Source organism: Spirillospora sp. NPDC048911 (genome assembly GCF_043198015.1).
In the GTDB taxonomy this organism is placed as follows: domain Bacteria; phylum Actinomycetota; class Actinomycetes; order Streptosporangiales; family Streptosporangiaceae; genus Spirillospora.
Map to the genome: position 1 here is coordinate 731726 of NZ_JBICUD010000002.1, position 24445 is coordinate 756170.

21 protein-coding genes are annotated in these 24445 nt (G+C 68.8%); 9 read left to right on the plus strand and 12 right to left on the minus strand.

What is annotated here, in order from left to right; all coding sequences use genetic code 11:
* Window positions 1-6 precede the first annotated feature (6 nt).
* Together ACGFNU_RS10635 and ACGFNU_RS10640 are read right to left on the minus strand one after the other, a co-directional pair.
* Window positions 7-390, minus strand: a complete 384-nt coding sequence (locus ACGFNU_RS10635) for a hypothetical protein (RefSeq protein WP_392592174.1) — start codon at window positions 388-390, stop codon at window positions 7-9.
* Between the two features lie 221 nt (window positions 391-611).
* Complete coding sequence (locus ACGFNU_RS10640) at window positions 612-1469, minus strand: ATP-grasp domain-containing protein (protein WP_392592176.1); 858 nt, start codon at window positions 1467-1469, stop codon at window positions 612-614.
* 277 nt (window positions 1470-1746) lie between these two features.
* Between ACGFNU_RS10640 and recA the strand changes: the two genes are divergently transcribed.
* The 5 genes from recA (at window position 1747) to ACGFNU_RS10665 (ending at window position 8324) form a co-directional block, all read left to right on the plus strand.
* On the plus strand, window positions 1747-2862 hold the full coding sequence (gene recA, locus ACGFNU_RS10645; protein ID WP_392592178.1) for a recombinase RecA: 1116 nt from the start codon (window positions 1747-1749) through the stop codon (window positions 2860-2862).
* 189 nt (window positions 2863-3051) lie between these two features.
* Window positions 3052-3621 (plus strand): recombination regulator RecX, encoded by a 570-nt coding sequence (recX, locus tag ACGFNU_RS10650; protein WP_392592180.1) that lies wholly within the window; start codon window positions 3052-3054, stop codon window positions 3619-3621.
* A gap of 401 nt (window positions 3622-4022) precedes the next feature.
* On the plus strand, window positions 4023-4865 hold the full coding sequence (locus ACGFNU_RS10655) for an NAD(P)H-binding protein (RefSeq protein WP_392592182.1): 843 nt from the start codon (window positions 4023-4025) through the stop codon (window positions 4863-4865).
* A 460-nt stretch (window positions 4866-5325) separates the two neighbouring features.
* Entirely contained in the window at window positions 5326-6894 is a 1569-nt protein-coding gene (gene rny, locus ACGFNU_RS10660) for a ribonuclease Y (protein ID WP_392592184.1), read from the plus strand.
* Window positions 6895-7400: 506 nt separating this feature from the next.
* On the plus strand, window positions 7401-8324 hold the full coding sequence (locus ACGFNU_RS10665; RefSeq protein WP_392592186.1) for a trypsin-like serine peptidase: 924 nt from the start codon (window positions 7401-7403) through the stop codon (window positions 8322-8324).
* Between the two features lie 131 nt (window positions 8325-8455).
* Here the strand turns inward: ACGFNU_RS10665 and ACGFNU_RS10670 are convergent, their stop codons facing one another.
* Both ACGFNU_RS10670 and ACGFNU_RS10675 read right to left on the minus strand, forming a co-directional pair.
* Window positions 8456-10417, minus strand: coding sequence for a prolyl oligopeptidase family serine peptidase (locus ACGFNU_RS10670; RefSeq protein WP_392592188.1), 1962 nt, complete (start codon window positions 10415-10417; stop codon window positions 8456-8458).
* Window positions 10418-10505: 88 nt separating this feature from the next.
* Window positions 10506-11573, minus strand: a complete 1068-nt coding sequence (locus ACGFNU_RS10675; protein WP_392592190.1) for an NAD(P)-binding domain-containing protein — start codon at window positions 11571-11573, stop codon at window positions 10506-10508.
* A gap of 180 nt (window positions 11574-11753) precedes the next feature.
* Here ACGFNU_RS10675 and ACGFNU_RS10680 point away from each other — a divergent pair, with 180 nt between their 5' ends.
* Entirely contained in the window at window positions 11754-12299 is a 546-nt protein-coding gene (locus tag ACGFNU_RS10680) for a hypothetical protein (protein ID WP_392592192.1), read from the plus strand.
* Between the two features lie 66 nt (window positions 12300-12365).
* Here the strand turns inward: ACGFNU_RS10680 and ACGFNU_RS10685 are convergent, their stop codons facing one another.
* From ACGFNU_RS10685 to ACGFNU_RS10700, 4 genes are all read right to left on the minus strand, one after another.
* Entirely contained in the window at window positions 12366-13349 is a 984-nt protein-coding gene (locus tag ACGFNU_RS10685; protein WP_392592194.1) for an amino acid ABC transporter permease, read from the minus strand.
* Window positions 13346-14077 carry an amino acid ABC transporter permease gene (locus tag ACGFNU_RS10690; RefSeq protein WP_392592196.1) on the minus strand — a complete coding sequence of 244 codons (732 nt, stop codon included), beginning with the start codon at window positions 14075-14077 and terminating at the stop codon, window positions 13346-13348. Before ACGFNU_RS10690 ends, ACGFNU_RS10685 begins: the two co-directional genes overlap by 4 nt.
* Window positions 14078-14161: 84 nt before the next feature.
* Window positions 14162-14992, minus strand: a complete 831-nt coding sequence (locus tag ACGFNU_RS10695; protein WP_392592198.1) for a glutamate ABC transporter substrate-binding protein — start codon at window positions 14990-14992, stop codon at window positions 14162-14164.
* Window positions 14993-15033: 41 nt separating this feature from the next.
* Window positions 15034-15840 (minus strand): amino acid ABC transporter ATP-binding protein, encoded by an 807-nt coding sequence (locus ACGFNU_RS10700; RefSeq protein WP_392592200.1) that lies wholly within the window; start codon window positions 15838-15840, stop codon window positions 15034-15036.
* Between the two features lie 316 nt (window positions 15841-16156).
* On the opposite strand from ACGFNU_RS10700, the gene miaB reads away from it, so the two are divergent.
* Window positions 16157-17689 (plus strand): tRNA (N6-isopentenyl adenosine(37)-C2)-methylthiotransferase MiaB, encoded by a 1533-nt coding sequence (miaB, locus tag ACGFNU_RS10705; RefSeq protein ID WP_392592202.1) that lies wholly within the window; start codon window positions 16157-16159, stop codon window positions 17687-17689.
* Between the two features lie 33 nt (window positions 17690-17722).
* On the opposite strand, the gene ACGFNU_RS10710 is transcribed toward miaB, so the two are convergent.
* Window positions 17723-17929: an antitoxin gene (locus tag ACGFNU_RS10710; RefSeq protein WP_392592204.1), complete on the minus strand. Its 207-nt coding sequence runs from the start codon at window positions 17927-17929 to the stop codon at window positions 17723-17725.
* A gap of 89 nt (window positions 17930-18018) precedes the next feature.
* Between ACGFNU_RS10710 and miaA the strand changes: the two genes are divergently transcribed.
* Complete coding sequence (miaA, locus tag ACGFNU_RS10715) at window positions 18019-18927, plus strand: tRNA (adenosine(37)-N6)-dimethylallyltransferase MiaA (RefSeq protein ID WP_392592206.1); 909 nt, start codon at window positions 18019-18021, stop codon at window positions 18925-18927.
* A 100-nt stretch (window positions 18928-19027) separates the two neighbouring features.
* Entirely contained in the window at window positions 19028-19870 is an 843-nt protein-coding gene (gene dapF, locus ACGFNU_RS10720) for a diaminopimelate epimerase (protein WP_392592208.1), read from the plus strand.
* A 517-nt stretch (window positions 19871-20387) separates the two neighbouring features.
* Here the strand turns inward: dapF and ACGFNU_RS10725 are convergent.
* From ACGFNU_RS10725 to ACGFNU_RS10735, 3 genes are all read right to left on the minus strand, one after another.
* On the minus strand, window positions 20388-22343 hold the full coding sequence (locus tag ACGFNU_RS10725) for a sensor histidine kinase (RefSeq protein WP_392592210.1): 1956 nt from the start codon (window positions 22341-22343) through the stop codon (window positions 20388-20390).
* 564 nt (window positions 22344-22907) lie between these two features.
* Window positions 22908-23522 (minus strand): TetR/AcrR family transcriptional regulator, encoded by a 615-nt coding sequence (locus ACGFNU_RS10730; protein ID WP_392592212.1) that lies wholly within the window; start codon window positions 23520-23522, stop codon window positions 22908-22910.
* A gap of 157 nt (window positions 23523-23679) precedes the next feature.
* The gene (locus ACGFNU_RS10735; protein WP_392592214.1) at window positions 23680-24399 is read right to left on the minus strand and encodes a hypothetical protein; all 720 of its coding nucleotides are present in this window, start codon (window positions 24397-24399) and stop codon (window positions 23680-23682) included.
* Window positions 24400-24445: the final 46 nt, after the last annotated feature.

Here is a 24445-nt window from a genome sequence, read left to right on the forward strand (position 1 = left end):
CTTCGTTCAGCCGCCGGAACTGCCGTGACTGGACGAGCCTCCGAAACCGCTGCGGATCGTCTTTCCTTCCGCAGAGGTGATGTTCGTGCCGCTCGGCATTGACATGCTGCCGGCGCGAACTCGCCCGCTCTGCGTACGGACACCGCCGTAGTACCAGAAGTAACTGGAGTGAGAACTCCTGGTAGTGCTGGAACTGGAATCCGGGTCGTCGCAGTTGTCGTCGTCGACCACCTTGAAGCCGTCGGGGCCCTCGGTCGGGAACGGCGCCGGAGCCCCGGTGGAGAGGTCGTCGTCCTGCGTGACGCAGTAAGCGGTGACCGCGTCGCCATCGTCATCGGACGAGCACGACACCACCGAAAGGGACAGCGCGCTCACCATCCCGATCTTCACCGCGCGGGAGCTGAGCCGGCGCCGGGACTCCTGTGGAGGCAAGGGGAAACACGCCCTTCGAAAGAGACTGCAGGCACCCCGGAGGTTCCGGACGGATGGAGCGGACCTCGCATCTGCAAGCGATCCGGCATTCCAGTGACCAAAGCCTAGGGGTGATGCGAAGTGAGACGGAAGTTTCGTGCGTTCCGGTTCCGTCACAAGGACCGGCCGTGCGAGGGAGATCAGTCGGGGACCGGGAGATGGGCGTAGAGGTCCATGGGGTCGACTGTGGAGGGGAGGTCGCTCACCTGGCCGTCGCCCACCTCCACCACGCGCCACTCACCATCGGAACGGCGCGCCAGATCCGTGGTGATGAAGCGGCAGCCCAAGGCCCGCACGGCCGGGGCCACGGCGTCGACGTCCGGCTCGGGCTCCACCTCGGGGCTGTCCGGGTGCGGGCCGATCAGGGCGGGCTCGCCGTCCACCCACCACACGCGGGCCTCGCCGCCGTCGTACTCCTCGTACTCCCTGATGACGAGGCCGCCGGCCAGGAACTGGTCCTGGAGCGCGACCATCTTCGACACGATCGTGCGGAGCTGCGAGAGATTGTGAACGTCCGGGACGAAACAGGCCTCGTCCCATTCGTGCTTGCGTGACTTCACGTAGTCCTTGACCACGGCGGGCCCAGCCGGAAGGACTCGTACGAGCTCGCTCAGATCGCCTGGGTCTTCGAGAGGGGTGAGGGGACGCCATACGCTCGGCGGAGTGAGCCCGGCGAACGTGTCGTGCCATCCGGGAAGCTCGTGCGCGCGTTGATAGTCATCCGGATGCGTGAGCAGGATGGTGCCACGTTTCTTGAGGGCCGCCGCCAGCGTGGCGTACTCCTCGCTCGTCACCATCCAGCCGCGGTACCAGACCGGGCCCAGATCGTTGGGGACGCCGCGGATCGCCGCGTCCATGTGACCCTGCTGCAACGCATCGTGATCGAGCAGGGCGATCTCGCCATAGTGGTCCCGTACGGCGGCGGCCTCGCGGGAGAAATGGGGATCAACGCGCCGGGGGTGGAGCGGATCGACGCAGAAGAGAACGGTCAGCGTCATGGTGCAACCCTCCGTGGACGGCGCCAGCGTACGGGCTTCAGGCCCCCGTGTGCACCGGAGATTCTCGCCCAATTCGGATCGCGACACCATGATCGAACGAGTGTTCGGTAAGCTGTTCGACGCACGCGACGTTATCCACAGGTCCGCCCCGAGACTCGAAACTGTCGGTGGGTCCCCGTAACGTCGCCCACGACATCTCAAGCAACGGTCCGTGAGGGCCGCGGGCCGGGCGAGAGCCGGCAGGCCGGCGACGACAGACACGACAAGGGGCACAACCATGGCAGCGAACGACCGGGAGAAGGCTCTCGAGACCGCACTGGCCCAGATCGAGCGGCAGTTCGGCAAGGGCTCGGTCATGCGGATGGGTGAGGAGACCCGGGTGCCGATCGAGGTGATCCCCACCGGGTCCATCTCCCTCGACATCGCGCTCGGCATCGGCGGCCTGCCGCGCGGGCGCGTGGTGGAGGTCTACGGCCCGGAGGGCTCCGGAAAGACCTCGATCGCCCTGCACGCGATCGCCAACGCGCAGAAGCAGGGCGGCATCGCCGCGTTCGTCGACGCCGAGCACGCCCTCGACCCCGAATACGCCGCCAAGCTCGGGGTCGACATCGACGCGCTGCTGGTCTCCCAGCCCGACACCGGTGAGCAGGCGCTCGAGATCACCGACATGCTGATCCGGTCCGGCGCGGTCGACATCGTCGTCATCGACTCCGTCGCCGCGCTCGTGCCCCGCGCGGAGATCGAGGGCGAGATGGGCGACAGCCACGTCGGCCTCCAGGCCCGGCTGATGTCCCAGGCCCTGCGCAAGATGACCGGTGCCATCAACCAGACCAAGACCACCGCGATCTTCATCAACCAGCTTCGCGAGAAGATCGGCGTCATGTTCGGCTCGCCCGAGACGACGACCGGCGGCCGGGCGCTGAAGTTCTACGCCTCCGTCCGGCTGGACGTGCGGCGCATCGAGACGCTCAAGGACGGCACCGAGGCCGTCGGCAACCGGGTGCGCGTCAAGGTCGTGAAGAACAAGGTCAGCCCGCCCTTCAAGGTCGCCGACATGGACCTGATCTACGGCCAGGGCATCAGCAAGGAGGGCGGCCTGATCGACCTCGGCGTCGAGCACGGCTTCGTCCGCAAGTCCGGTGCCTGGTACACCTACGAGGGCGACCAGCTCGGCCAGGGCAAGGAGAACGCCCGCAACTTCCTCAAGGCCAACCCCGACACCGCCAACGAGATCGAGAAGAAGATCAAGGAGAAGCTGGGCGTCGGGCCCAAGGTCGACAAGGAGGCCCCGGAGACCACCGAGGCCGCCAAGCCCGCCGCCGCGGCCAAGCCCGTGGCCGCCGCCGCGACCGGCCGCAAGAGCGCCAAGACCCCGAAGCCCGGCGACGCCTGAGCTGCACCTCACCGCATGGCGAGTTCTGACGGAGAATCCCCCATTCAGGGTGACTCTTGACGAAGGTTGAGGAATGATCCCGTATGTAGGGCGGCGGCGCCTTTTCCGGCACCGACAGACCGGTGCCTGGTCCTTCCCCGATGGCGCCGCCGCTCCCGCGCAGCCGAGACGCAGCCCGTGGGGCCCGGCATGAGCGGGCGGCGCAGACGGCGCGAGCCGACCGAAGGAAGCTCCGCCGCGGACACCCCGCCCGCCGACCCCGAGGCGGTCGCGCGCGACGTCTGCCTCCGCATGCTCACGATGGCGCCCCGCACCCGCGCCCAGCTCGCCGACGCGCTGCGCCGCAAGAACGTCCCGGACGACGTCGCCGACAACGTCCTCGGCCGCTTCACCGACGTCGGCCTGATCGACGACGAGGCGTTCGCCCAGGCCTGGGTGCAGTCCCGCCACACCGGCCGCGGCCTGGCCAAACGCGCCCTGGCCGCCGAGCTGCGTCAACGCGGCGTCGACAACGAGACCGTCCAGGAAGCGGTGGAAACGCTCGACCCCGACCAGGAAGAACGCACCGCCCGCGAGCTCATGGCCCGCAAGGTCGCCGCGACCCGAGGCATGGACCCCGCCAAACGCACCCGCCGCCTCGTGGGCATGCTCGCCCGCAAAGGCTATTCCCCCGGCCTCGCCTACCGAGTAGTCAAAGAGGTCCTCGACGAAGAGGGCCTAGAGCTGGAAGACCTCCCCGACCCAACCCCCTGGGACTGACCAGCCCCTCGGCCCCATCCCCGCTCTTCCGCGGTCGTCCCAGACCTCCTGGGCCTAGCCCCTGCTTCCTGGGGCCCGCTGGGCCTAGCCCCTGCTTCCTGGGGCCCGCTGGGCCTAGCCCCGACCCGTTGGGCCTGCCCCGGTCTCATAAAGCCCGGCCCGACCTTGTGAGGCTGACTCCGATCTCCCGGATGCAGCCCCGGCACTGCTGGGCCTGGCCCGGACCTTCTGGGCGGCGTGATCTCGGCCTGCTGGGATTGGCTCCGACCTTCGTCCTCTGGCCTCGGCGAGTGGGCACTGGGCTCTCGCCTGTGCAGGCGGGTCGTGCTCTGGACGCTCGCGTATGGGGGCGAGTCTCTCAGCCATGTTGGGGCAGGTTGGAGGCCGGTTGACTCGAGGGCATGACGAACAACGCGAACATTCAGAATGGCCTGACCCTGGTGCTGGGCGGGACGGGGAAGTCCGGGCGGCGGGTGGCCGAGCGGCTCGTGGCCCGGGGCGTTCCGGTGCGAGTCGGGTCGCGGTCGGCCAGCCCGGCGTTCTCCTGGCAGGACCGGGATGGCTGGGCGGCGGTGCTGGAGGGCGTCTGCTCGGTCTACGTCAGCTACGCGCCGGACCTGGCGGTGCCCGGGGCGTCGGACGACATCAAGGCGTTCATCGAGGCGGCGGACGCCGCCGGGGTGCGGCGGCTGGTGTTGCTGTCGGGGCGTGGAGAGGAGGAGGCGCAAGTCTGCGAGGGGCTGGTCCGTGAGTCCGGACTGGAGTGGACGATCGTGCGGGCGTCGTGGTTCTTCCAGAACTTCAGCGAGAGCTTCATGATCGAGCCGCTGCTGGCGGGCGAGGTCGTGCTGCCGGTCGGTGATGTGCGCGAGCCGTTCGTGGACGTCGACGACATCGCCGACGTGGCGGTCGCGGCCCTTGCCGAGGACGGACATGTGGGCGAGTTGTACGAGGTCACCGGGCCGCGGCTGCTCACGTTCGCCCAGGCGGTGCAGGAGATCGCTCAGGCGACGGGGCGGGAGATCTCCTACGTCCAGATCAGCGCGGAGGACTATGCCGCCGGCGCCAGGGAGCAGGGCGTTCCCGATGATGTGCTGGAGTTCCTGATGCACCTGTTCACGACCGTGCTGGACGGGCGCAACGCCTATCAGACCGATGGGATCAGGCGGGCGCTGGGACGCGAGCCCCGTGACTTCACCGACTTCGTCCGGGAGACGGCCGGATCGGGGGTGTGGGACGCCTGAAAGGCGATGGGCCCGCTTTCCTCGGCGGCGGCGGGCCCGCAGGTTCGACACGCCGGGGAGAATGACGCAGATCCTGACCGGGATCTGACTGGGTCTTACTCGGGAGTGGAGAGCGATGCGCCAGGTGAACGCCTCGTCCGGGCGGGTCGGAGGACGGTAAGCAACTCGTCACGGCCGCGTTCGGTTAGTCCGGAATGCCCATGGTTTGCTTGCTCATTACCTCCGTGCCGCTTACCGTTGCGGCAGTGAGGAGTTACTCCGCGCGCAGCGGATTGCCATACAACTGAGCACGTTCGAGCAGTTGAGAGGTATAGAGGATCACGACGTCCGACTTTCTCGGGTCCCGGTGACAGGGCGCCCGGGCGGTGTCGTGTCCCCATATCGGCTGTGACGCGGGTGATCCTCGCACACCAGGGCCCCATTCCCGATGGGGCCCACGGGCGAGGAAGGGGACAGCCCCATGGAGAGCGTCCTGCTGGGTGCCGCACTGCTGGTGACCCTGGTCGCTCTCGTCATCCTGGTCCTGCGCCGCCCGTCCGGGAAGGCGATCGAGGACGAGCTGTCCCAGGTGCGGCAGGAGGCGGACGAGATCCGCGCCGCCGCCAAGACCGACGCCGAGGAGATCCTCGGCAAGGCCGAGACGCAGGCCCACCAGCTCGTCCAGACCCAGCGCGCCGAGCTGGACGAGGAGGCCCGCGCGCTCCGCGAGGACATCCGTTCGCTGCGCGAGGATCTCGAACGCCGCGAGACCCGGCTGGCCGAACGTGAGCAGCGCCTGGACGGCGAAGTGCGCCGTCTCGAGGAGTGGGGGACCAAGCTCGCCGAGGGCAAGCGGGCGCTGGAAGCCCGCAAGGAGGAACTCGGCAAGGCGGAGGAGGAACGCCGCCACGCCCTCGAACAGGTGGCCGGGCTGACGGCCGAACAGGCCAGGACCGAGCTCGTCGGCGCCATCGAGAACCAGGCCAAGCGCGAGGCCATCCCGATCACCCGGGAGATCGAGAACGCGGCCCGGTCCGAGGGGGAGAAGCGGGCGCGCAAGATCGTGACCCTGGCCATCCAGCGCGTCGCCAGCGAGCAGACGGCCGAGTCGGTCGTCTCGGTGCTGCATCTGCCCGGCGACGAGATGAAGGGCCGGATCATCGGCCGCGAGGGCCGCAACATCCGCGCGTTCGAGACGACGACCGGCGTCAACCTGATCATCGACGACACGCCCGAGGCGGTGCTGCTGAGCTGCTTCGACCCGGTGCGGCGCGAGGTCGGGCGGCTGACGCTGGAAAAGCTCGTCCTGGACGGCCGCATCCACCCGCAGCGGATCGAGGAGATCTACGAGCGGAGCAAGAGCGACGTCGAGCAGCTGTGCGTGCGGGCCGGCGAGGACGCCCTGGTCGAGCTGAGCATCGCCGACATGCACCCCGAGCTCATCGCCCTGCTCGGCCAGCTGCGCTACCGGACGTCGTACGGGCAGAACGTGCTCAAGCACCTGATCGAGTCGGCGCACATCGCCGGGATCATGGCCGCCGAGCTGCGCCTGCCGGTCGAGCAGGCCAAGCGCTGCACCCTGCTGCACGACATCGGCAAGGCGCTCACGCACGAGGTCGAGGGCAGCCACGCGCTCATCGGCGCCGAGATCGCCCGCCGGTACGGGGAGCACGAGGACGTGGTGCACGCCATCGAGGCCCACCACAACGAGGTCGAGGTCCGTACCGTCGAGGCCGTCCTCACCCAGGCCGCCGACGCGATCAGCGGCAGCCGTCCCGGCGCCCGCCGCGAGTCGCTGGAGGCCTACGTCAAGCGCCTGGAACGGCTCGAGGAGATCGCCCGCGACAAGCACGAGGGCGTGGAGAAGGTCTTCGCCATGCAGGCCGGCCGTGAGATTCGCGTCATGGTCAAGCCCGACGCCGTCGACGACATCCAGGCCCAGGTGATCGCCCGCGACATCGCCAAGCAGGTCGAGGACGAGCTCACCTACCCGGGTCAGATCCGCGTCACCGTCGTCCGCGAGTCCCGCGCCATAGAGTTCGCCCGCTGACCCGCCGCCCCAAGCCCGCCTCACCCCCCAGCCGGGTCCCTCCTGCCCGCTGAACACCAACCACACACCACCGACCGCCAGCGAGGCACCACCGAGCAACAGCCACGCACCACTGACCGGCGGCCAAGCCGCCGAGCGGCAGTGAGGCACCGCTGAGCGATGGCCAAGCATCGCTGAGGGGCAATCACGCACCACTGAGCGCCAGCTGTGCCGCTGAGAGTCGGCGACGCCACCGAGCGCCGGGCATGTTTTCACTGAGCGTCAGCCACGCCACTGGCAGCGGCCACATCTCTGGGCGGCGGTCACGCGCCACTGAGCGGCGACGCGCTGCTGAGCGGCGGCAGGGGGATTGTGTGGCCGGAGTGAGCCGCTGGGCCGCTGGGGCCAGGGTGCTGAGAAGTTGGGGGCGATGCGGAGGGGCAGGGGCGGCGGTGGTGGCGTTGAACTCGGGGGCAGGTTGATCGTTCGCGTTGTGGCGGGGCGGAAGAGTCGGTAGTTTCTGACAAATGCTGAAGGGTCGGAAGCGGGTGACGGCTGCGGTCGTCGCGTCCACGGGGGTCGTCGCGGCCGGGGCCGGGGCGGTGGCGTACGCGCGGCACGATCCCGCGACCCGCACCGTCGGGACCGTCTCGAGCGTTGAGATCAGCGCGACGGACGCGGGCGCGGCGGAGCAGTACTGGACCGCGCAGCGGCTGGCGAAGGCCACGCCGGTGGCGCAGAAGGACGGGGCGAGCGGGCAGGCGACCGTGCTGGCCGCCAGGTCGAAGGCGTTCGGGGGAGTCCCGTCGATCGGCGCGTTGTTCTTCAACAACGGGCAGGGCGACCACTACTGCACCGCGAGCGTCGTCAACAGCTACTCGAAGAAGCTGCTGATCACGGCCGCGCACTGCCTCCATGGCGGCAAGGGCGGCAGGTACGCGACCAAGATCGCGTTCGTGCCGAAGTACGACAAGGGCAAGCGGCCGTACGGGACGTGGACGGCCAAGCGGCTCGTCGTTCCGCAGCGCTGGAGCAAGTACGGCGACGCCGACCTCGACTTCGGCTTCATCTCGCTCAACCCGCGGAGCGGTAAGAAGATCCAGAACGTCGTGGGCGCCAACAGCCTCTCGATCAACAAGGGCGTCGGGCGCAAGGTCAACGTGGCCGGCTACCCGCGCATCGTCTGGGACCGCCGCGATCGGCCGATCTACTGTGTGACCACGACCCGCAAGCAGTCGCGTTACCAGTTGCGGATGGACTGCTCCGGTTTCCACGGCGGTACGAGCGGCAGCCCATGGTTGCTGAACTACAACACTCGTACGCGGACCGGCTCCATCAACGGCGTCATCGGCGGATACCAGGGTGGCGGCAACGTCCACTACATCTCGTACTCGCCGTACTTCGACAAGGACGTCTACAACCTGCGTTCCTGGACCGACAAGCACGCCTGAGACACGTCCGTCCAGCCCGAACGCGACCGTCCGCCTCCGTGGGCCCTCCTTCACCGCTTCCCGCCAAAAGCGTGAGCGCCGACGAGAAAGTCACCACGTCGGCGCTCACGGCGGTTTCTCTTGGGCGAAGCTCAGTTGTTGAGATCGACGGGAGCCACTCCCTTAGCCTGGAAACCCAGGGTCTGGCCGTAGAAGGCGAGCTCTGACTCCAGGCACGTGATGGTGGTCTCGGCACGGCGGAAGCCGTGGGATTCACCCTCGAACGTGAGGTAGGCGTAGGGGGTCTTCTTGGCCGCCAGAGCGTCGGCGAAGCGTTCGGACTGGTCTGGCGGCACGACGGGGTCGTCCAAACCCTGAAGGAGCAGGACGGGGCACGCCGTCTTTTCGGCGTGGTTGAGCGGCGAGCGCTCCTCGTACGCACGCTCGTATCCGGGCAGCGGGCCGATGAGCCCGAAGAGATACTGCGACTCGAAGTCGTGCGTGGACGCGGCGAAGCTCTGCAGATCGCTGATGCCGAAGTACGACGTGGCCGCCTTGAAGAGGCCGGTCTGCGTGACGGCTGCCAGAGTCGTCCAGCCGCCCGCGCTTCCGCCGCGGATGGCCAGGCGCGCGGGATCGGCTATGCCGCCGTCCACGAGCGCCTGGGCGGCGGCAATGGCGTCCTCTACGTCGACGACGCCCCACTGGCGGCGCAGACGTTCGCGGTAGGCGCGGCCATAGCCGGTGGAGCCGCCGTAGTTGACGTCGATGACGCCGATGCCGCGGCTGGTGAAGAACGCGCGTTCCAAGCTGAGCACCTTGGACGAACGAGACGTCGGCCCGCCGTGCACGAAGACCACGTACGGCGGAAGCTCGTTCTGGGGTGCCGCGGCCTCGGGGTTGGAGGGCGGGTAGATGTGCGCGTGCACGGGCCGTCCGAAAGGCCCCTCCAGTTGCTCGCTCCGTGGCTTCGGCAGGTAGGCGATGTCGGGGACCTCGGCCAGCTCGCGCCGCAGGCCCTCGACCCGGCCCGTGGTGGTGTCGATCCGGACGACCGAGGACGGCACGGTGGCGCCGCCCGCGATGCCGACGATCGTGGTGCCGTGCGCCGAGAGGGCGAGCTGCCAGTCGTCGTAGGGCACCTCGAGGTCGGTGAGCTCCAGCGTCTCCGGGTCGTAGATGCCCAGGCGCTGGTCGCCCTCGCCGTGCAGCACCGCGAGCCGCCCGTCCTCCAGCAGCGCGTACGGCATGCCGCCGAGCTGCCAGAGCGGCCCGGCGAACTCCTCCTCGGCGGGGTACAGCGCCTGCGGCGACTCGCCGTACAGCCCGACCTGGTAGATGTTCCACCAGCCGGGCCAGTCGGAGATCACGTACAGGCTGCTGTCGTCCCGCCACAGCGGCGCGACCGCCGACTCGGTGAGGCCGCCCTTGACCGTGCGGGGCGCGACGGCCTTGCCGTCCTCGAGCGCGGCGACGCGGATCTCGGTGCCGTCCCAGGGCATGCGCGGGTGGCTCCACTGCACCCAGGCGAGGTGGCCGCCGGACGGCGACGGCGCGGGGCTCGCGTAGAAGTGCGCGCCGCTGACCAGCTCACGGATGACGCTCGCGTCCTCGGCGCCGCTCCCGTCGAGCGGCACGGCGACGATCGCCCGGCGGATCCCGTCCGGGGTGTGCCCCTCGCAGACGCACCAGACCTCGGTCGCGTCCGGCGACAGGACATAGTCCGCGTACCGCAGGCCGCCGGGCAGCGCCGGCTCCGGCGTCAGCGGGCGCGGTTTGGGATCACCGGGGTCGAGCCGGTGCAGCCGCTGGTCCTCGTAGTTGGAGAACACGATCGCATGGCCCTCGCCGGTGCGGACCGGCAGGTATGACCGCCCGCCGTACTCGTGGACGCGCGTCCGCGCGTCCCACGGGGCCTGCAGGAGCTCGGTGCGGTGACCGCCCTGGAGATGGATGACCGTGGTCCGCCCGCCCTCCTCAGGTCGCGTCTCCTGCCACCACACGTCGCTGTTGTGAACGGTGGGAAAACTCAGCCGAAGCCGGGCACGGGCGACATCGGCGGCGGAGATGGGGGAGGGCCAGGAGCCGTAGGGAAGGGTCACACGAGCGGTCATATGCGAATCGTCCCGCATACGGGGATCGGTTGGGCGATGAACGGGCACTTGAATTCGGAAAGATACATGCCGCTCACCGGGGCGGTCTTCAGGCACCGAGGGCCTGCGCGACCGGCGCCCGGTCCACCGCCCGCAGCAGCGACCCGATCTCGCGCACGGCGATCCGTCCCGCCCGGTTCGCCCCGATGGTGCTGGCGGACGGCCCGTAGCCCAAAAGGTGGATTCTGGGATCATCCGCCACCCGCGTCCCGTCCATCCGGATGCCCCCGCCGGGCCCCCGCAGCCGCAGCGGCGCCAGATGATCCAGAGCCGCCCGGAACCCGGTCGCCCACAAGATCACATCCACCTCCAGCCTGCTCCCGTCGGCCCACTCGACACCCTCGGCGATCACCCGCTCGAACATGGGCCTGCGCTCCAGAACGCCGCTCTCCCGAGCGGCCCGCACCTCCTCGGTAAGCAGAAGCCCAGTGGCGCTCACGACGCTCCCGGGCGGCAACCCCTGCCGGACCCGCTCCTCGACCCGCGCCACCGCCGCGTGCCCGTCGAACGGTCCGTCCACCCACACGGGCTCTCGCCGCGTCACCCAGGTGGTCTCCGCCGCCAGCGGAGCGATCTCCATCAACGCCTGCGTGCCCGACGCGCCCCCACCGACGACCAGCACCCGCAACCCGGCGAGCTCCTCCGGCCCCCGATAGCCGGCCGTGTGCAGGTGCCGCCCCCGGAAGCTCTCCATGCCCCGCTTGAACGGCCAGAACGGCCGATCCCACGTCCCCGTGGCGTTAATCAGCGCCCGCGCCGTATAGACGCCCTCAGAGCTCTCCACACGCAACCGCCCGCCCACGTCCCGGACAGCGGCCACATCAACGGGCCGACGCACGCCCAGCTCGAACTCCCGCTCATACCGCTCGAAGTACTCCGAAACGACCTCCGAAGCGGGCCGCTCCGGATCACGCGACTCCAGCGGCATCCCCGGCAGGTCATGGATGTTGTGCGCGGCCCCCAACGTCAAAGTCGGCCACCGGAACTGCCAGGCCCCACCAGCCCGCGGCGCGTGATCCAGCATCACGAAGTCCATCCCCGCCCGCCGCAGGAAATACCCGGCCGACAGCCCCGCCTGCCCGGCCCCGACCACCACCACATCCACGTCCCAAGTCACACCCACGCAAACCATGCGGCCCCTCCCCGGATTCCCGCAGAGGCGCAGACGACTCCGTGCTGACCGGCGATCCATTCATCTGCGCCTGAGACGCCCAGGAGACGCGGCGAAGGCGCCACGACGACGCCGCTGAGACGGGCTCCTGTTGTGCTGATCCCATCCTGATGGAAAGGACCACGGATGGGACGCAAGAGAACGTCGAATGCCCGGCTGGTTTCGCTTGGAACCGGGCTGATCCTGGCCGGAACAGTCGTCGCCCCGGCTCACTCGGCGATCGCCGAGACCGCTCCTCGGACCGAGCGCACAACGGCGACGACCCCGGCGTCTTCGGCAGCACAGTTCGCAGTTTCCACAGCCAAGGCGTCCGTCACGTCCGCCAGTGTCGCCAAGGAACGCAGCTGGCAGAAGTGGGGGCCTTGGAGGAAGCTGAACCGCGTCAACTGGTGCCGCACCTACGTCGACGCGACCACCAAGGGATCGCGGATCTTGTTCAGCGGGGCGGTCTTCTGCAAGAGGCCGTCGGCCGCGATCGCCATGAATCTGGGGACGGTCCCAGGAGGGGGGAAGTCCAGATTCTGCAACCTCCAGGTATTTAAGACCGAGGGTTTCTGTTACTTGCAGAAGTGGAGGAACAATCCACGCGGGAAGCAGACCTTCCGCGCTGCGACGACCGCCAACAATTTGGGGCTCCGCCTTCCGCACGCCAACATCGTCTTCAAGGCCTGACCCCGGAAACGCAAAGGGCGCCGCCGGGGATCCGGCGGCGCCCTCTTCACGGGTTACGAGGCGGCGTCAAGACCCGCCGGTGCCGGTGCCGTCAACGGGGCCGCCGACCTGGCCCATGCCGACCGCGGCCGAGACGCCGGCACCGGGGCCGGCGCTGAGCGTCTTGGCGGAGCTCTTGCGGCTGCGGCGGGAACGGCGTTCGAGCCAGTTGGCCAGGTGGCCCAGCGACATGTTGATCGCGATGTAGACCAGGGCCACGACCACCAGCGAGGCGACCACGTTGCCGTACTGCGCCTTGATCTGGTTGAAGCCGCGGTTCAGCAGCTCCTCGTAGGCGATGATCGAGCCGAGCGCGGAGTCCTTCAGCAGGACGACGAGCTGGGCGACGATCGCGGGCATCATCGCGGTCGTGGCCTGGGGCACCAGGATCAGCCGCATGACGCCGTTCTTGCGCAGGCCGATGGCGTAGGCGGCCTCGGACTGGCCCTTGGGGATCGACTGGATGCCCGCCCGGAAGATCTCGGCCAGCACCGAGCCGTTGTAGAGCGTCAGGCCGAAGACCACCGCGAGGAACGGAGTGATCTCCGGGATCTCCCGGTTGAGGGCGTTGGCGATCGTGGGCGGGCCCTGGAAGATGAAGAAGATCAGGATGAGCAGCGGGACGGCGCGGAAGAACTCCACCACCGCGCCCGACGGGACCCGGATCCACCAGTGGTCCGACAGCCGCCCGAGACCGAAGACCACGCCGAACAGCAGCGCCATCACCGACGCCATGGCGGCGGCCTTCAACGTGCCGATCAGGCCCGGGATGATGAATTCGGTCCAGGTCTCGGCCTCGACGAAGGGCTTCCAGAGCTTGCCCTCGAACTGCCCTTCCCCGTCCAGCTTCGCGTAGACCACGTAGGCGATCGCCACGAAGATCAACACCGCGATCACGGTGATGATGTTGTTGCGCACCTTGGCGCGCGGGCCGGGCGCGTCGAACAGGACCGACGAACCCTTGCTCTTGGCCGGGCGAACCTTCTTCGCCGGCTTCGTCGCGACCGTCACCGGACCACCGCCATTCGCTTGGCCAGCCAGCCGAAGAAGAAGCCCATCGGCAGCGTCAGGATCATGAAGCCCAGGGCGAACGCGAGAAAGATCGGCAACGTGGCGCCGTTCTCCTCGAAGAGCTGCCGCATGAGGGCGGTCGCCTCGACGTAGCTGGCCACCACGACCACCGTGGTGTTCTTCGTCATGGCGATGAAGATGCTGCCCAGCGGGGCGATCACCGTGCGGAACGCCTGCGGCAGGATGATCATGCGGAGTGACTGGGTGAAGGTCAGCCCGATCGCACGGGCCGCCTCCGCCTGCCCCAGCGGGACGGTGTTGATGCCCGACCGCAGCGCCTCGCAGACGAACGCCGCCGTGTAGAACGAGAGACCCAGGACCGCCAGCCAGTAGAAGTTGGTGGTCGTGTCCGACACCGTGATGTTCCAGCCGAGGATGTCGACGCTGTGCTTCCCGTTCACGAAACGAATGTGGAGCGTGGCGTTCGCCAGACTGCAGAAGGTCAGTACGAGCGTGAGCGGGGTGTTACGGAAAATGTTCACCCACAGCGTCCCGGCCCCACGTAGCACCGGAGTGGGAGAGACCCGCATACCGGCGAGGATCGTGCCGATGATGAGGGACAACACACCGCACATCAGCGAAAGCCGGATCGTCGACCAGAAGGCTTGAAGAAACTTGCCTGAATTGTCGAAGACCGGCGTGAAGTCAATAAGAACGTCCCAGTCCATGGTGCTCCACGTCGTGGACCCGGGCCGGTGAGCTCATGCGAAAGACCGCACGGGGCTCACCGGCACCCTGGTCGAACCGTCGGGTCAGCTGCAGCCTTCGGCGGGCGGCTGGGCGGTCTCGAACGGAAGGCCCGCCTTGCCGAACCACTTGTCCCAGAAGGTCTTGGCCGAACCGTCCTTGTACATGTCGGTGATGGCCTTGTTGACTTCCTCGCAGCCCTTCTTGTCACCCTTCTTGAGGCCGACGCCGTACTTCTCGTCGGTGAAGGGGGAGTTGACGACCTTGAGCTTCGAGCCCTCGCGGTTGACGAAGCCGGCGAGGATCGTGGCGTCGGTCGACACCGCGTCGATGGTGCCGCCCTTCAGCTGGGTGATGCAGGCGTCGTAACCCTCGGCCGGAACGGTCTCCGCGGCGACCTTGGTGTTGGTCTTGTTGGTGCCCTCGGTGATGTTCTTCCAGGAGTTGGAACCCTGCACCGCGCACAGCTTCTTGCCCTTGAGGGACGCCAGGTCCTTGATGGAGCTGTCGTTGGCCCGGACCATGATGTCCTGGTGGGTGATGATGTACGGCCCGGCGAAGGTCACCTTCGGCTTGCGGGCGGCAGTGATCGAGTACGTGGCGATGACCAGGTCGACGGTGCCGTTGGCGAGGAAGCTCTCGCGGTTGGCCGACTTGGCCTCCTTGATCTCGACCTTCTTGCCCATCTTCTTGGCGATGTAGTTGGCCACGTCGACGTCGAAGCCCTCGACGCCGTTGGCCGTCTTCAGGCCGAGTGACGGCTGGTCGTACTTCACGCCGATGACGAGCTTGTCCTTGTCGGCGATAGAAGAGTCCTTCTTCTCGCTACAGCCGGACAGCACCATCGAACCCGTGGCCAGTGCCGCCAGGGCCACCCCGTACTTACTAACGCGCATGTCTGTCTCTACCTCTTCTTCCCTGACGGAGCCCCAGCGGCTCAGTGCGTGAGGATCTTGGAAAGGAAGTCCTTCGCGCGCTCGGTGCGCGCGTTGGTGAAGAACTCGTCGGGAGTGCTCTCCTCGACGATCTGGCCGTCGGCCATGAAGACGACCTTCTGCGCCGCCCGGCGGGCGAAGCCCATCTCGTGGGTGACCACGATCATGGTCATGCCATCGTGGGCCAGGCCGGTCATGACGTCGAGCACCTCCTTGACCATTTCCGGGTCAAGGGCCGAGGTGGGCTCGTCGAACAGCATCACCTTGGGCTTCATGGCCAGCGCGCGGGCGATCGCGGCGCGCTGCTGCTGGCCGCCGGAGAGCTGGGCGGGGTACTTCTCGGCCTGGTTGGCGATGCCGACCCGCTCGAGAAGCTCCATCGCGTACTTCTCGGCGTCCCGCTTGTCCATCTTGCGGACCTTGATCGGCCCGAGCGTGACGTTCTGCAGGATCGTCTTGTGCGCGAACAGGTTGAACGACTGGAACACCATGCCGACGTCCGCGCGGAGCCGGGCGAGGTCCTTGCCCTCTTCGGGCAGCTTCTTCCCGTCGACGAGGATCGTGCCGTCGTCGATGGGCTCGAGCCGGTTGATCGACCGGCACAGGGTCGACTTGCCGCCGCCCGACGGGCCGATCACGACGACGACCTCACCGCGCTGGATCGTGAGGTTGATGTCCTTGAGAACGTGCAATTCACCGAAGTGTTTGTTGACGTTCTCGAGCACGACGAGGGGGCCGCCGCCCGGGATCTCATCCTGGGGCCCGCTGTCGTCTTTGCTCAGCTCGGGCCCGACTCCGCTGTCCGTCATGGGCCCGGACTTTACGTCATCATTAGCAATGAACAACCCTCGGAGCGGTACCGATCCGATCACGAATCCCCACGTCATCACGGTCGTCGGGGTCCGGGAGGGCCGGCAAATTTTTACAACTCGCTAATAGGGCCGCCGGCCGGGAGTAGATCGTTTAGGCGCCCTCACCAGGCAGCTCGTCCGGGGTGTGATCGGGTCGTGATCCACTCGTGATCAGGACCCGGTCCGGTGGACGTGTCGCCGCTCGTCAGGGGCCCGTCTCGCTCGGTGATCACGCGCGGGGAGTCGGTGGCGCCGCGTACGCTTGGGCACTGTCATGAGTGCGCCTATCGAGACCGGCCCCCGCACGTACGAGATCCGTACCTACGGGTGCCAGATGAACGTCCACGACTCGGAGCGGCTGTCCGGCCTCCTCGAGGACGCCGGCTATGTCCGCGCCGACGGCGGCGAGCCCGATGTCGTCGTGTTCAACACCTGTGCCGTACGGGAGAACGCGGACAACCGGCTCTACGGCAACCTCGGCCATCTGCGGCCCGTCAAGGACGGTCACCCGGGCATGCAGATCGCGGTCGGCGGCTGCCTGGCGCAGAAGGACCGCGACACGATCGTCAAACGGGCCCCCTGGGTCGACGTGGTCTTCGGCACGCACAACATCGGCTCGCTGCCGGTGCTCCTGGAGCGTGCGCGCGTCCAGGACGAGGCGCAGGTCGAGATCGAAGAGTCGCTGGTGACCTTCCCCTCGACGCTCCCGACGCGCCGCGAGTCGCCGTACGCCGCGTGGGTGTCGATCTCCGTGGGCTGCAACAACACCTGCACGTTCTGCATCGTGCCGTCGCTGCGCGGCAAGGAGAAGGACCGCCGGCCCGGTGAGATCCTGGCCGAGATCGAGGCCCTGGTCGCGGACGGCGTCCAGGAGATCACTCTGCTGGGCCAGAACGTCAACGCCTACGGCTCGGGCTTCGGGTCGCTCGCCACGGCGCCCGAAGAGGTCCGCGAGATGACCGCGGGCGGCCAGTCCGCGTTCGCCGGGCTCCTCCGCGCCTGCGGCGACATCGAGAGTCTCGAACGGGTGCGCTTCACCTCGCCCCACCCCAAGGACTTCACCGACGACGTCATCGCCGCCATGGCCGAGACGCCGAACGTGATGCCGTCGCTGCACATGCCCCTGCAATCGGGGTCGGATCCCGTGCTGAAGGCGATGCGCCGCTCGTACCGCCAAGAGCGTTACCTCGGCATCATCGAGAAGGTGCGCGCCGCCATCCCGGACGCGGCCATCACCACCGACATCATCGTGGGCTTCCCCGGCGAGACCGAAGACGACTTCGAGCAGACCCTCCACGTCGTGCGTGAGGCGCGCTTCTCGTCGGCGTTCACGTTCCAGTACTCCAAGCGTCCCGGCACTCCGGCCGCCACCATGGACGGTCAGATTCCCAAGGAGATCGTGCAGGCCCGCTACGAACGCCTCATCGCGCTCCAGGAGGAGATCTCCTGGGCCGAGAACAAGAAGCAGCTCGGCCGCACGCTCGAAGTCCTCGTGGCCGAGGGCGAGGGCCGCAAGGACGGCGCCACCCGGCGTCTGTCCGGTCGCGCGCCCGACAACCGCCTGGTGCACTTCGCCGCCCCGGACGAGCCGGTACGGCCGGGCGACATGGTCACGGTCGAGGTCACGTACGCGGCGCCGCACCATCTGGTCGCCGACAAGCCCGCGGAGTCCATCCGGCGCACCCGCGCCGGCGACGCGTGGGAGGCCCGCCAGGGCCGCCCCAAGGGCGTCACCCTGGGCATGCCCTCCATCGGCCGCCCGGCCGCCGTCCCGCAGGCCACCTCCGCTTGCTCAGCCCACCCGTAGGGTGAAGTCGCCTCCAGGGGTGGGGCGTCCCGTTCAGGACGGAGGCGGAGTGCCAGGGTCCCTCGGCTCGGGCCGGGGGCCGTCGATGAACTCCCTGGCCTTGTCCTGGCCCATGTCGACCTTGTCGGCGTACTTCCCGCCGGTCTTCTTGTCGACCATGTCGCCGGCCTTGTCGACCGCTCCCTTGGCCTTGTCGGCGTGGCCGCCGAGCATTTCCTTGACCTTGTCGACGATGGACATATGGTTCCCCCGATTCCACGTCCCCTGGCGCCGGCCGAGCCGGACGACGCCCGTACACCAGGACCCATACCCATTCCATTGACAGAATCATGACTGTGACCTCAGCAAACGTCATCGCCGTCGTGGGAGCGACCGCCGCCGGCAAGTCCGATCTCGCCGTGGATCTGGCGCTGCGCCTGGGCGGCGAGGCGGTCAACGCCGACTCGATGCAGTTCTACCGGGGCATGGACATCGGCACCGCGAAGCTCACGCCGGGCGAGATGCGCGGCGTTCCGCACCATCTGCTCGATCTCTGGGAGGTGACGGTGACCGCCAGCGTCGCCGAGTTCCAGCGGCTCAGCGCCGAGACGATCGACGAGGTTCACGGGCGCGGCGCGATTCCCGTGCTGGTCGGGGGGTCCGGACTGTACGTGCGCGCCGCGCTCGATCATCTGGAGTTTCCGGGCACGGATCCGGCCGTCCGGGCGCGGCTGGAGGACGAGCTCGCCGCGGTGGGTTCCGGCGTGCTGCACGAACGGCTGCGGGAGCGCGATCCCAAGGCGGCGGACGCGATCCTGCCCAGCAACGGGCGGCGCATCGTCCGCGCGCTGGAGGTCATCGAGATCACCGGGCGTCCGTTCACCGCGACCATGCCCGAGCACCGATACCGGTACGACGCCGTACAGATCGGTCTCGCCGTGCCACGCCCCGAGCTGGACGAGCGCATCGCGCTGCGTGTCGCCCGGATGTGGGAGGCAGGGCTGGTCGATGAGGTGCGCAAGCTTGAGGGAGAGGGGCTCCGAGAAGGTCTGACGGCCGGGCGTGCCCTCGGCTACGCCCAGGTGCTGCGCTTCCTGGCGGGGGAGTGGACCGAGGAGCAGGCCAGGGAAGAGACGATCCGGGCAACGAAGCGCTTCGCGCGGCGCCAGGAATCGTGGTTCAGCCGCGATCCGCGCGTCCATTGGCTGCCGTACGACGCGCCCGACCTCCTCGAACAGGCGCTGGCTCTGACGCGCTAGGCCGCCGTGGTTCAGGCGCGATGAGCCGCCCTGCTTTGGCGCGATGGGCCGCCGCGCTTCTGACGCGATGAGTCGCGGCCGCAGCCAATACGATCGGGACATGCGTTTCATCAAGGGCCACGGGACCGAGAACGACTTTGTGATCCTGCCGGATCCCGACGGCGGGCTCGAACTGACGCCCGAGATGGTCGTCCGCCTCTGCGACCGGCGTGCCGGGATCGGCGCGGACGGGGTGCTGCGCGTCGTCCGGACGAAGACCGCCGGCGACCCCGCCCTGGAGGCCTTCGCCGGAGACGCCGAGTGGTTCATGGACTACCGGAACTCCGACGGCAACATCGCGGAGATGTGCGGCAACGGCGTGCGCGTTCTGGCCAGATATCTGGTCGACGCGGGCCTCGCGGCGCCCGGCGAGTGGAATCTGGCCACCCGCGCCGGGCTGCGCCGCGTCACGCTGGGCGAGACCGGTGACGTGCGCGTGGACATGGGCGCGCCCGTCTACCAGGGCGCCGGCGAGGCCTCCGTCGGCGGACGCCCGTACGCGGGCAAGCGCGTCTCGGTGGGCAACCCGCACCTGGCCTGCCGCATCGACGAGCCGGTCGCAGTCCTCGATCTGAGCCGCGCGCCGGACTTCGACCCGGAGGCCTTCCCGGAGGGCGTCAACGTCGAGTTCTTCCGGTTCGTCGGGGATCACCACCTGGAGATGCGGGTGTACGAGCGCGGCTCCGGCGAGACCCGCTCCTGCGGCACCGGCACCGTGGCCACCGCGCTGGCGGCGGCGACCGGCTCGGGCGCGGTCGCCGGCGGCGAGCTCCCGCGGGGCGAATGGATCATCGACGTCCTGGGCGGCCGCGTCACCGTGACCCTCGACGGCGAGACCAGCTACCTCAAGGGCCCGGCCGTCCTGGTCGCCGAGGGCGAGCTCCGCCCGGACTGGCTCGCCTAGCCGCGGCGTACCGCTGTGGCATATGTCGACGTCTGAGGAAACTGTTCGGTATTTATCGAGATCAGAGCCGTTGTAGCTGTTCGTCCCGGAAGGACCGGGACAGATGTCCCTCACTGGCGGGACCCCCCGGGGCTTAACTTCGGTCGTGCACACCTCCTGGTGGAAAGGCCCGCACGGGTCCGGGATGGGAGCCCCGGCACCGGAGCGGAGCCCGAGGGCCGGTGGCGACCTTCTTGGCGGGGGGCGGTCACCGGCCCTCATGCATTGTGGGGGTGCGTCCTCTTCCGCCGTGGTCCCGCTTCCGCTGTTACCCCTGCGGGATCACGGCGGTAAAGGGCCCCGTGAACGGCCTCTCTGGCGCCTCAGAGCCGCCACCCTGCTGCGGAGTCCCATTCGTGCCTGAACGCTTCTCAGATTCCCTGTGAGCCGCGTCCACGCCCTCCTCTGGTTGAAGGTCGCGCCGCGATCAGACACGTTTGTGTTTTCGAGAGCCGGTTGATGGTCGAGCGGAGCGGGGTCATGGGGGGATGGGAAGGCGGGCGCTCACCACGGTCCCGCCGTTGGGGGCGGGGCCGACTGAACACGACCCGCCCAGCTCCGCGGCGCGTTCGCGCATGGACGACATGCCGATGCCAGAACGAACGTCCGGGGGAAGGCCGACCCCGTCGTCTCCAACGGTGACGTGGAGGTCGCCGTTCATGTTGAGGTGGACGACGGCGGCGCGGGCTCTGGCGTGCCGGTGCACGTTGGTAAGGGCTTCCTGGACGATGCGGTAGGCGGCGACCTCGGCGGCGGCAGGGAGACTCGACAGGTCGCCCTCCACGTGGACGTCGACACGGGGGCCGTCCTCCGTCGAGACCACTCCGCCGAGGGCGCGGATGGCGCCCGCCAGGCCCAGGTCGTCCAGCGCGGGCGGACGGAGGCCGTAGACGAGGTCGCGGATGTCGCCGATCGTCCGTCCCATGGTGGAACGCAGTTCTTCCAGGAGGGCGTCCACAGCTTCCGGGTCGCGCTTAAGGGTGATGCGTGCCGCGTCCACGGTCATCGCGAGGCTGGCCAAGGTCGGGCCTAGCCCGTCATGCAGATCGCGGCGCAGACGGCGGCGTTCCTCCTCGCGCGTACGCAGAATGCGTTCACGAGAGCGCTGCACGTCGGCGGCCAGCCGCGCCGCGTTCGCCAACTCGGCGAGGTTGCAGGCGAGGATCGAGGCCAGGCGCAGGTCGGGCGTGCGGCGGCGGGAGAAGAGCAGGCGCCCGACGGGCTCGCCGTGCCAGACGAGCGGGATCACCTCGGGCCGCTCGTCCATCTTCCCGCTGTCGGAGGTGGCCGCGCGGCCGTCCCGGTCGAGCACCTCGATGATGACGCCGTTCGCGTGCAGCGCCTCGCGGACGGCCTCGGCGGCCACGGCCAGCGCGGCGGCCGGGTCGGCGGCGGCCTGGAGGCGCCGGTTGATCCCGTCGGCGAGCCGGTACGGGTCGCGCTCGCCGTGCAGCAGCCGGTCGACCGCGCGCTGGAGCCGCCGGCGCGCCGGCTCGAAGACCGCGCCCGCCGCGATCGCGCCCGCCAGCCCGGCCAGCGATCCCCGGTCGGCGACGAGGAGGCTGGTGGCCCCGACCAGCGCGAAGTAGACGCCGGTGATCACGATGACGAGGCCGGCGTACACGAGGGTGCGGTTGATGACCACGTCGATGTCGTACAGCCGGTAGCGGGTGATGGCGATCGCGATGCAGATCGGGACCGCCGCGATCGTGGTGTTGCGGATCGGATCGCCGATCGGGGTGACCTCGCCGATCCAGATGATCGCCTGCCCGAGGACGCCCGGGTAGATGACCCAGCCGATCTGCCGCCGCACGTCGGGCGGCGACTGCACGAACCGGACGACCATCGACACCATGCTCAGCAGCAGCGTGCCGACGATCAGCGTGCCGATGGGCCAGGGGACGTCCTGGAGCGGGTAGACCGAGACGCCGTTGTGGAAGCTCCGCGCGTCCGGGTCGACCGTCAGGTGCACGCAGACGATCAGTGGAATCGCGCAGGCCAGCACCAGCACCGGCCGGAAGTGCCGGGAGACCGGCCGCCCGTCCGGGAAGATCAGCGGCATGACGAGGGTGAGGACGAACGTGTCGACCGCCCACAGCCAGTGGCTCAGCCACAGGAAGAACCCGGCCCCGAACCAGCCGTGCTCGTCGAGCCAGGGCCCGAGATTGAGGGACAGCACGTAGACCGACGCGCTGAACCCCGCCACGAGCATCACCCAGCCCACCCGGAGCCCGGGGCGATGCCGGATCAGGAACGCGGCGACGGGCGTCCAGAAGAGCGCGATCACGATCTCCGGATGCCACCAGACCATCCGCCGGCTCTCGGGCACGTCCAGGCCGAGCAGGAGCGAGGCGCACACGACCACGACCGCCGTCACGGCGAGCAGAAACGCTCCCCGGGCGGCGGCCCGCTGGTCGTGCCTCACCGTGACCATCCACGCTCCCCGAGTCAAAAAGTAATGGAATGGTAAAGCTTCAGGGTCATGTCCTGATGACGCAGGGGCGGCCGCCTCAGGACATCGGGACTGCGGGGTGTGGAGAATCGCCTCGTCACCCGCGTGTAACCGGGGTCGCGCGGGCGATGCAAAAAAGGGGGATTTCGGTATGCGCGGGGTGGTCGTACGTAGGCGGGGTTGCGCCTCCGCCGCACGTCTGGCAAGGAGTCGTGGCGGCGGGGGTGGTCGTGACTCTAGCCGCACAGTGCAAGAAACGGCACTATCCGACCTTCGCGGGGAACGGGCCTCGACGGCCGCCGGGCGCTGGTGGGAACTGGCGGTTCGCTCGCGATCGCGCCCCGTCCCCCGTCTTAAGATCGCCGGACGCTGGTGATCGCTGCCGTCCCCACGCCCTGGAGGCGGCATCGGCTCTCTATTGACATGCCTTGGCCAGGCTACCCGCGCCTTCCGTCGAGCCGCGGCGTACCGGCACGCCACGGAGATGTGGCCGAGCGGAACGTGACGCGCCCCGCTGAGCGTGTCCGGGCCGGGGTAGAAACGCCGTCAGGCGGGATCCGGGGCGAGAGTCGCGGGGGAGGCGAGCGAACGGAGGCCCCGGCGGAACTCTTCCGAGGTGAGGTCGCCCACGAGGAGGTACTGGATGACGAAGCCCGGCATCATGCCGAAGAGGGCCTTGCCGGCGGCGGTGCAATCGGTGTCGGGCGGGACCATGCCGGCGTCGCGCAGGCGCTCCACGTACATGATCCAGAGCTGGCGGACCTCGGTCATCCTGGTGCGGACGTAGGTGCCGAATTGTTCGTCGTACATCGCGAGGGCCCACGCCTGGGGCGCGAGGCGGAGGGTGTCGTCGGGGCCGACCATCGTGACGATCAGCTGGGTCAGGCGGCCGACCGCGTCGTCCAGCGGCGGGACGGGATCCTCCTTGAGGACCTCGGAGACGTAACCGGCGAGGCCCCCGATCGCGACCGAGGCCAGCGCCTCGATGATCTCGGTCTTGCTCTTGAAGTATCGGTAGACGGCTCCCGCGGAGAGGCCCGATTCGGCGAAGATGTCCTGCATGGACGTCTCGTGGAAGCCCTTGCGGATGAAACAGGCCCGCGCGGCGTCGAGGATCTGCGCGCGCCGGCGTTCCAGGTGCTCTTCGCTGACTCGTGGCATGCCCGCAATATAAAACGAGTATTCGTTCTTCACAACTCCGCCACCCCGGCCGCACCATGCCGCCATCAGGAGGTGAAGTCGGCTCGGACCTGAATCCCCGTGCAGGTCCGAGCCGGCGCCCGGCCGTCCAGAGGCCCCGGCCAGGTAGTGCGTCCGGTCAGGTGGCGGGCTGGGGGCGGGCTAGTTCTATGCCCTTGCGGTCGCTGGTGTAGCGGGCGTTCCACACGTAGAGCTTGATGTCCTCGGTGGAAAGGGTCTCGTTCACGGGCAGGTCCGTGGCGATCCGGACGAGGTACGAGGCGCCCACAGGAATGAGAGTGTCGCCCTCGTCCTGGATGGGCGGCTCCGAGTCGTCCAGGCGCGCCGTCACCTTGCTGTGGTTGGGGAGAGTGCACATCCCCGCCGGGATGCCGGCCTGGGGCATGCAGCGATTCTGTGCGTCCCTCGGCACCTCTGCGCGCGGCAGGAAGATGTCGGCGGGGAAGTCCAGCAGGACCGGGCGCTTCTGGTTGTTCGTGATCACGTACTCGGCGTACGCGTAGGTCAGACCGGCCGGTGCGGGGGTGCTGTCGTTCAGCGGCTTGGAGTCGACGCCCGTCCTCGAGGCGGCGAGGCTGTAGGCGTAGCCCTCGGGAGTGGTGATGCTCAGCGCCGGTCCGACCTTGGGGGCGGGCGCGGGCGCCGGCGCGTTGTTCAGCTGGCTGGAGAGCGGCGGCGACGTCGTGGTCTCGGCGTCGCCGTCCGAGCCGGGGCGCAGGATGAGGATTCCGCCCGCCACGGCCGCGATCCCGATGGCGCCCGTGAGCACGCCGGCCAGGCCGACCTTGCCCGCGCTGCTCTTCTTCCGGCGGTGATGGGAACGGTAGCTGTTGGACATGGTGTCGCGCTCCTCGGGCTCTCCAGCACAGTCCTCGGACCTCACC

Excerpts from the sequence above, each read along its gene's own strand:
- ACGFNU_RS10640 (WP_392592176.1), bottom strand. The coding sequence starts at position 1,469 with ATGACGCTGACCGTTCTCTTCTGCGTCGATCCGCTCCACCCCCGGCGC.
- recA (WP_392592178.1), top strand. The coding sequence starts at position 1,747 with ATGGCAGCGAACGACCGGGAGAAGGCTCTCGAGACCGCACTGGCCCAG.
- recX (WP_392592180.1), top strand. The coding sequence starts at position 3,052 with ATGAGCGGGCGGCGCAGACGGCGCGAGCCGACCGAAGGAAGCTCCGCC.
- ACGFNU_RS10655 (WP_392592182.1), top strand. The coding sequence starts at position 4,023 with ATGACGAACAACGCGAACATTCAGAATGGCCTGACCCTGGTGCTGGGC.
- rny (WP_392592184.1), top strand. The coding sequence starts at position 5,326 with ATGGAGAGCGTCCTGCTGGGTGCCGCACTGCTGGTGACCCTGGTCGCT.
- ACGFNU_RS10665 (WP_392592186.1), top strand. The coding sequence starts at position 7,401 with ATGCTGAAGGGTCGGAAGCGGGTGACGGCTGCGGTCGTCGCGTCCACG.
- ACGFNU_RS10670 (WP_392592188.1), bottom strand. The coding sequence starts at position 10,417 with ATGACCGCTCGTGTGACCCTTCCCTACGGCTCCTGGCCCTCCCCCATC.
- ACGFNU_RS10680 (WP_392592192.1), top strand. The coding sequence starts at position 11,754 with ATGGGACGCAAGAGAACGTCGAATGCCCGGCTGGTTTCGCTTGGAACC.
- ACGFNU_RS10690 (WP_392592196.1), bottom strand. The coding sequence starts at position 14,077 with ATGGACTGGGACGTTCTTATTGACTTCACGCCGGTCTTCGACAATTCA.
- ACGFNU_RS10695 (WP_392592198.1), bottom strand. The coding sequence starts at position 14,992 with ATGCGCGTTAGTAAGTACGGGGTGGCCCTGGCGGCACTGGCCACGGGT.
- ACGFNU_RS10700 (WP_392592200.1), bottom strand. The coding sequence starts at position 15,840 with ATGACGGACAGCGGAGTCGGGCCCGAGCTGAGCAAAGACGACAGCGGG.
- miaB (WP_392592202.1), top strand. The coding sequence starts at position 16,157 with ATGAGTGCGCCTATCGAGACCGGCCCCCGCACGTACGAGATCCGTACC.
- ACGFNU_RS10710 (WP_392592204.1), bottom strand. The coding sequence starts at position 17,929 with ATGTCCATCGTCGACAAGGTCAAGGAAATGCTCGGCGGCCACGCCGAC.
- miaA (WP_392592206.1), top strand. The coding sequence starts at position 18,019 with ATGACTGTGACCTCAGCAAACGTCATCGCCGTCGTGGGAGCGACCGCC.
- dapF (WP_392592208.1), top strand. The coding sequence starts at position 19,028 with ATGCGTTTCATCAAGGGCCACGGGACCGAGAACGACTTTGTGATCCTG.
- ACGFNU_RS10725 (WP_392592210.1), bottom strand. The coding sequence starts at position 22,343 with ATGGTCACGGTGAGGCACGACCAGCGGGCCGCCGCCCGGGGAGCGTTT.
- ACGFNU_RS10730 (WP_392592212.1), bottom strand. The coding sequence starts at position 23,522 with ATGCCACGAGTCAGCGAAGAGCACCTGGAACGCCGGCGCGCGCAGATC.
- ACGFNU_RS10735 (WP_392592214.1), bottom strand. The coding sequence starts at position 24,399 with ATGTCCAACAGCTACCGTTCCCATCACCGCCGGAAGAAGAGCAGCGCG.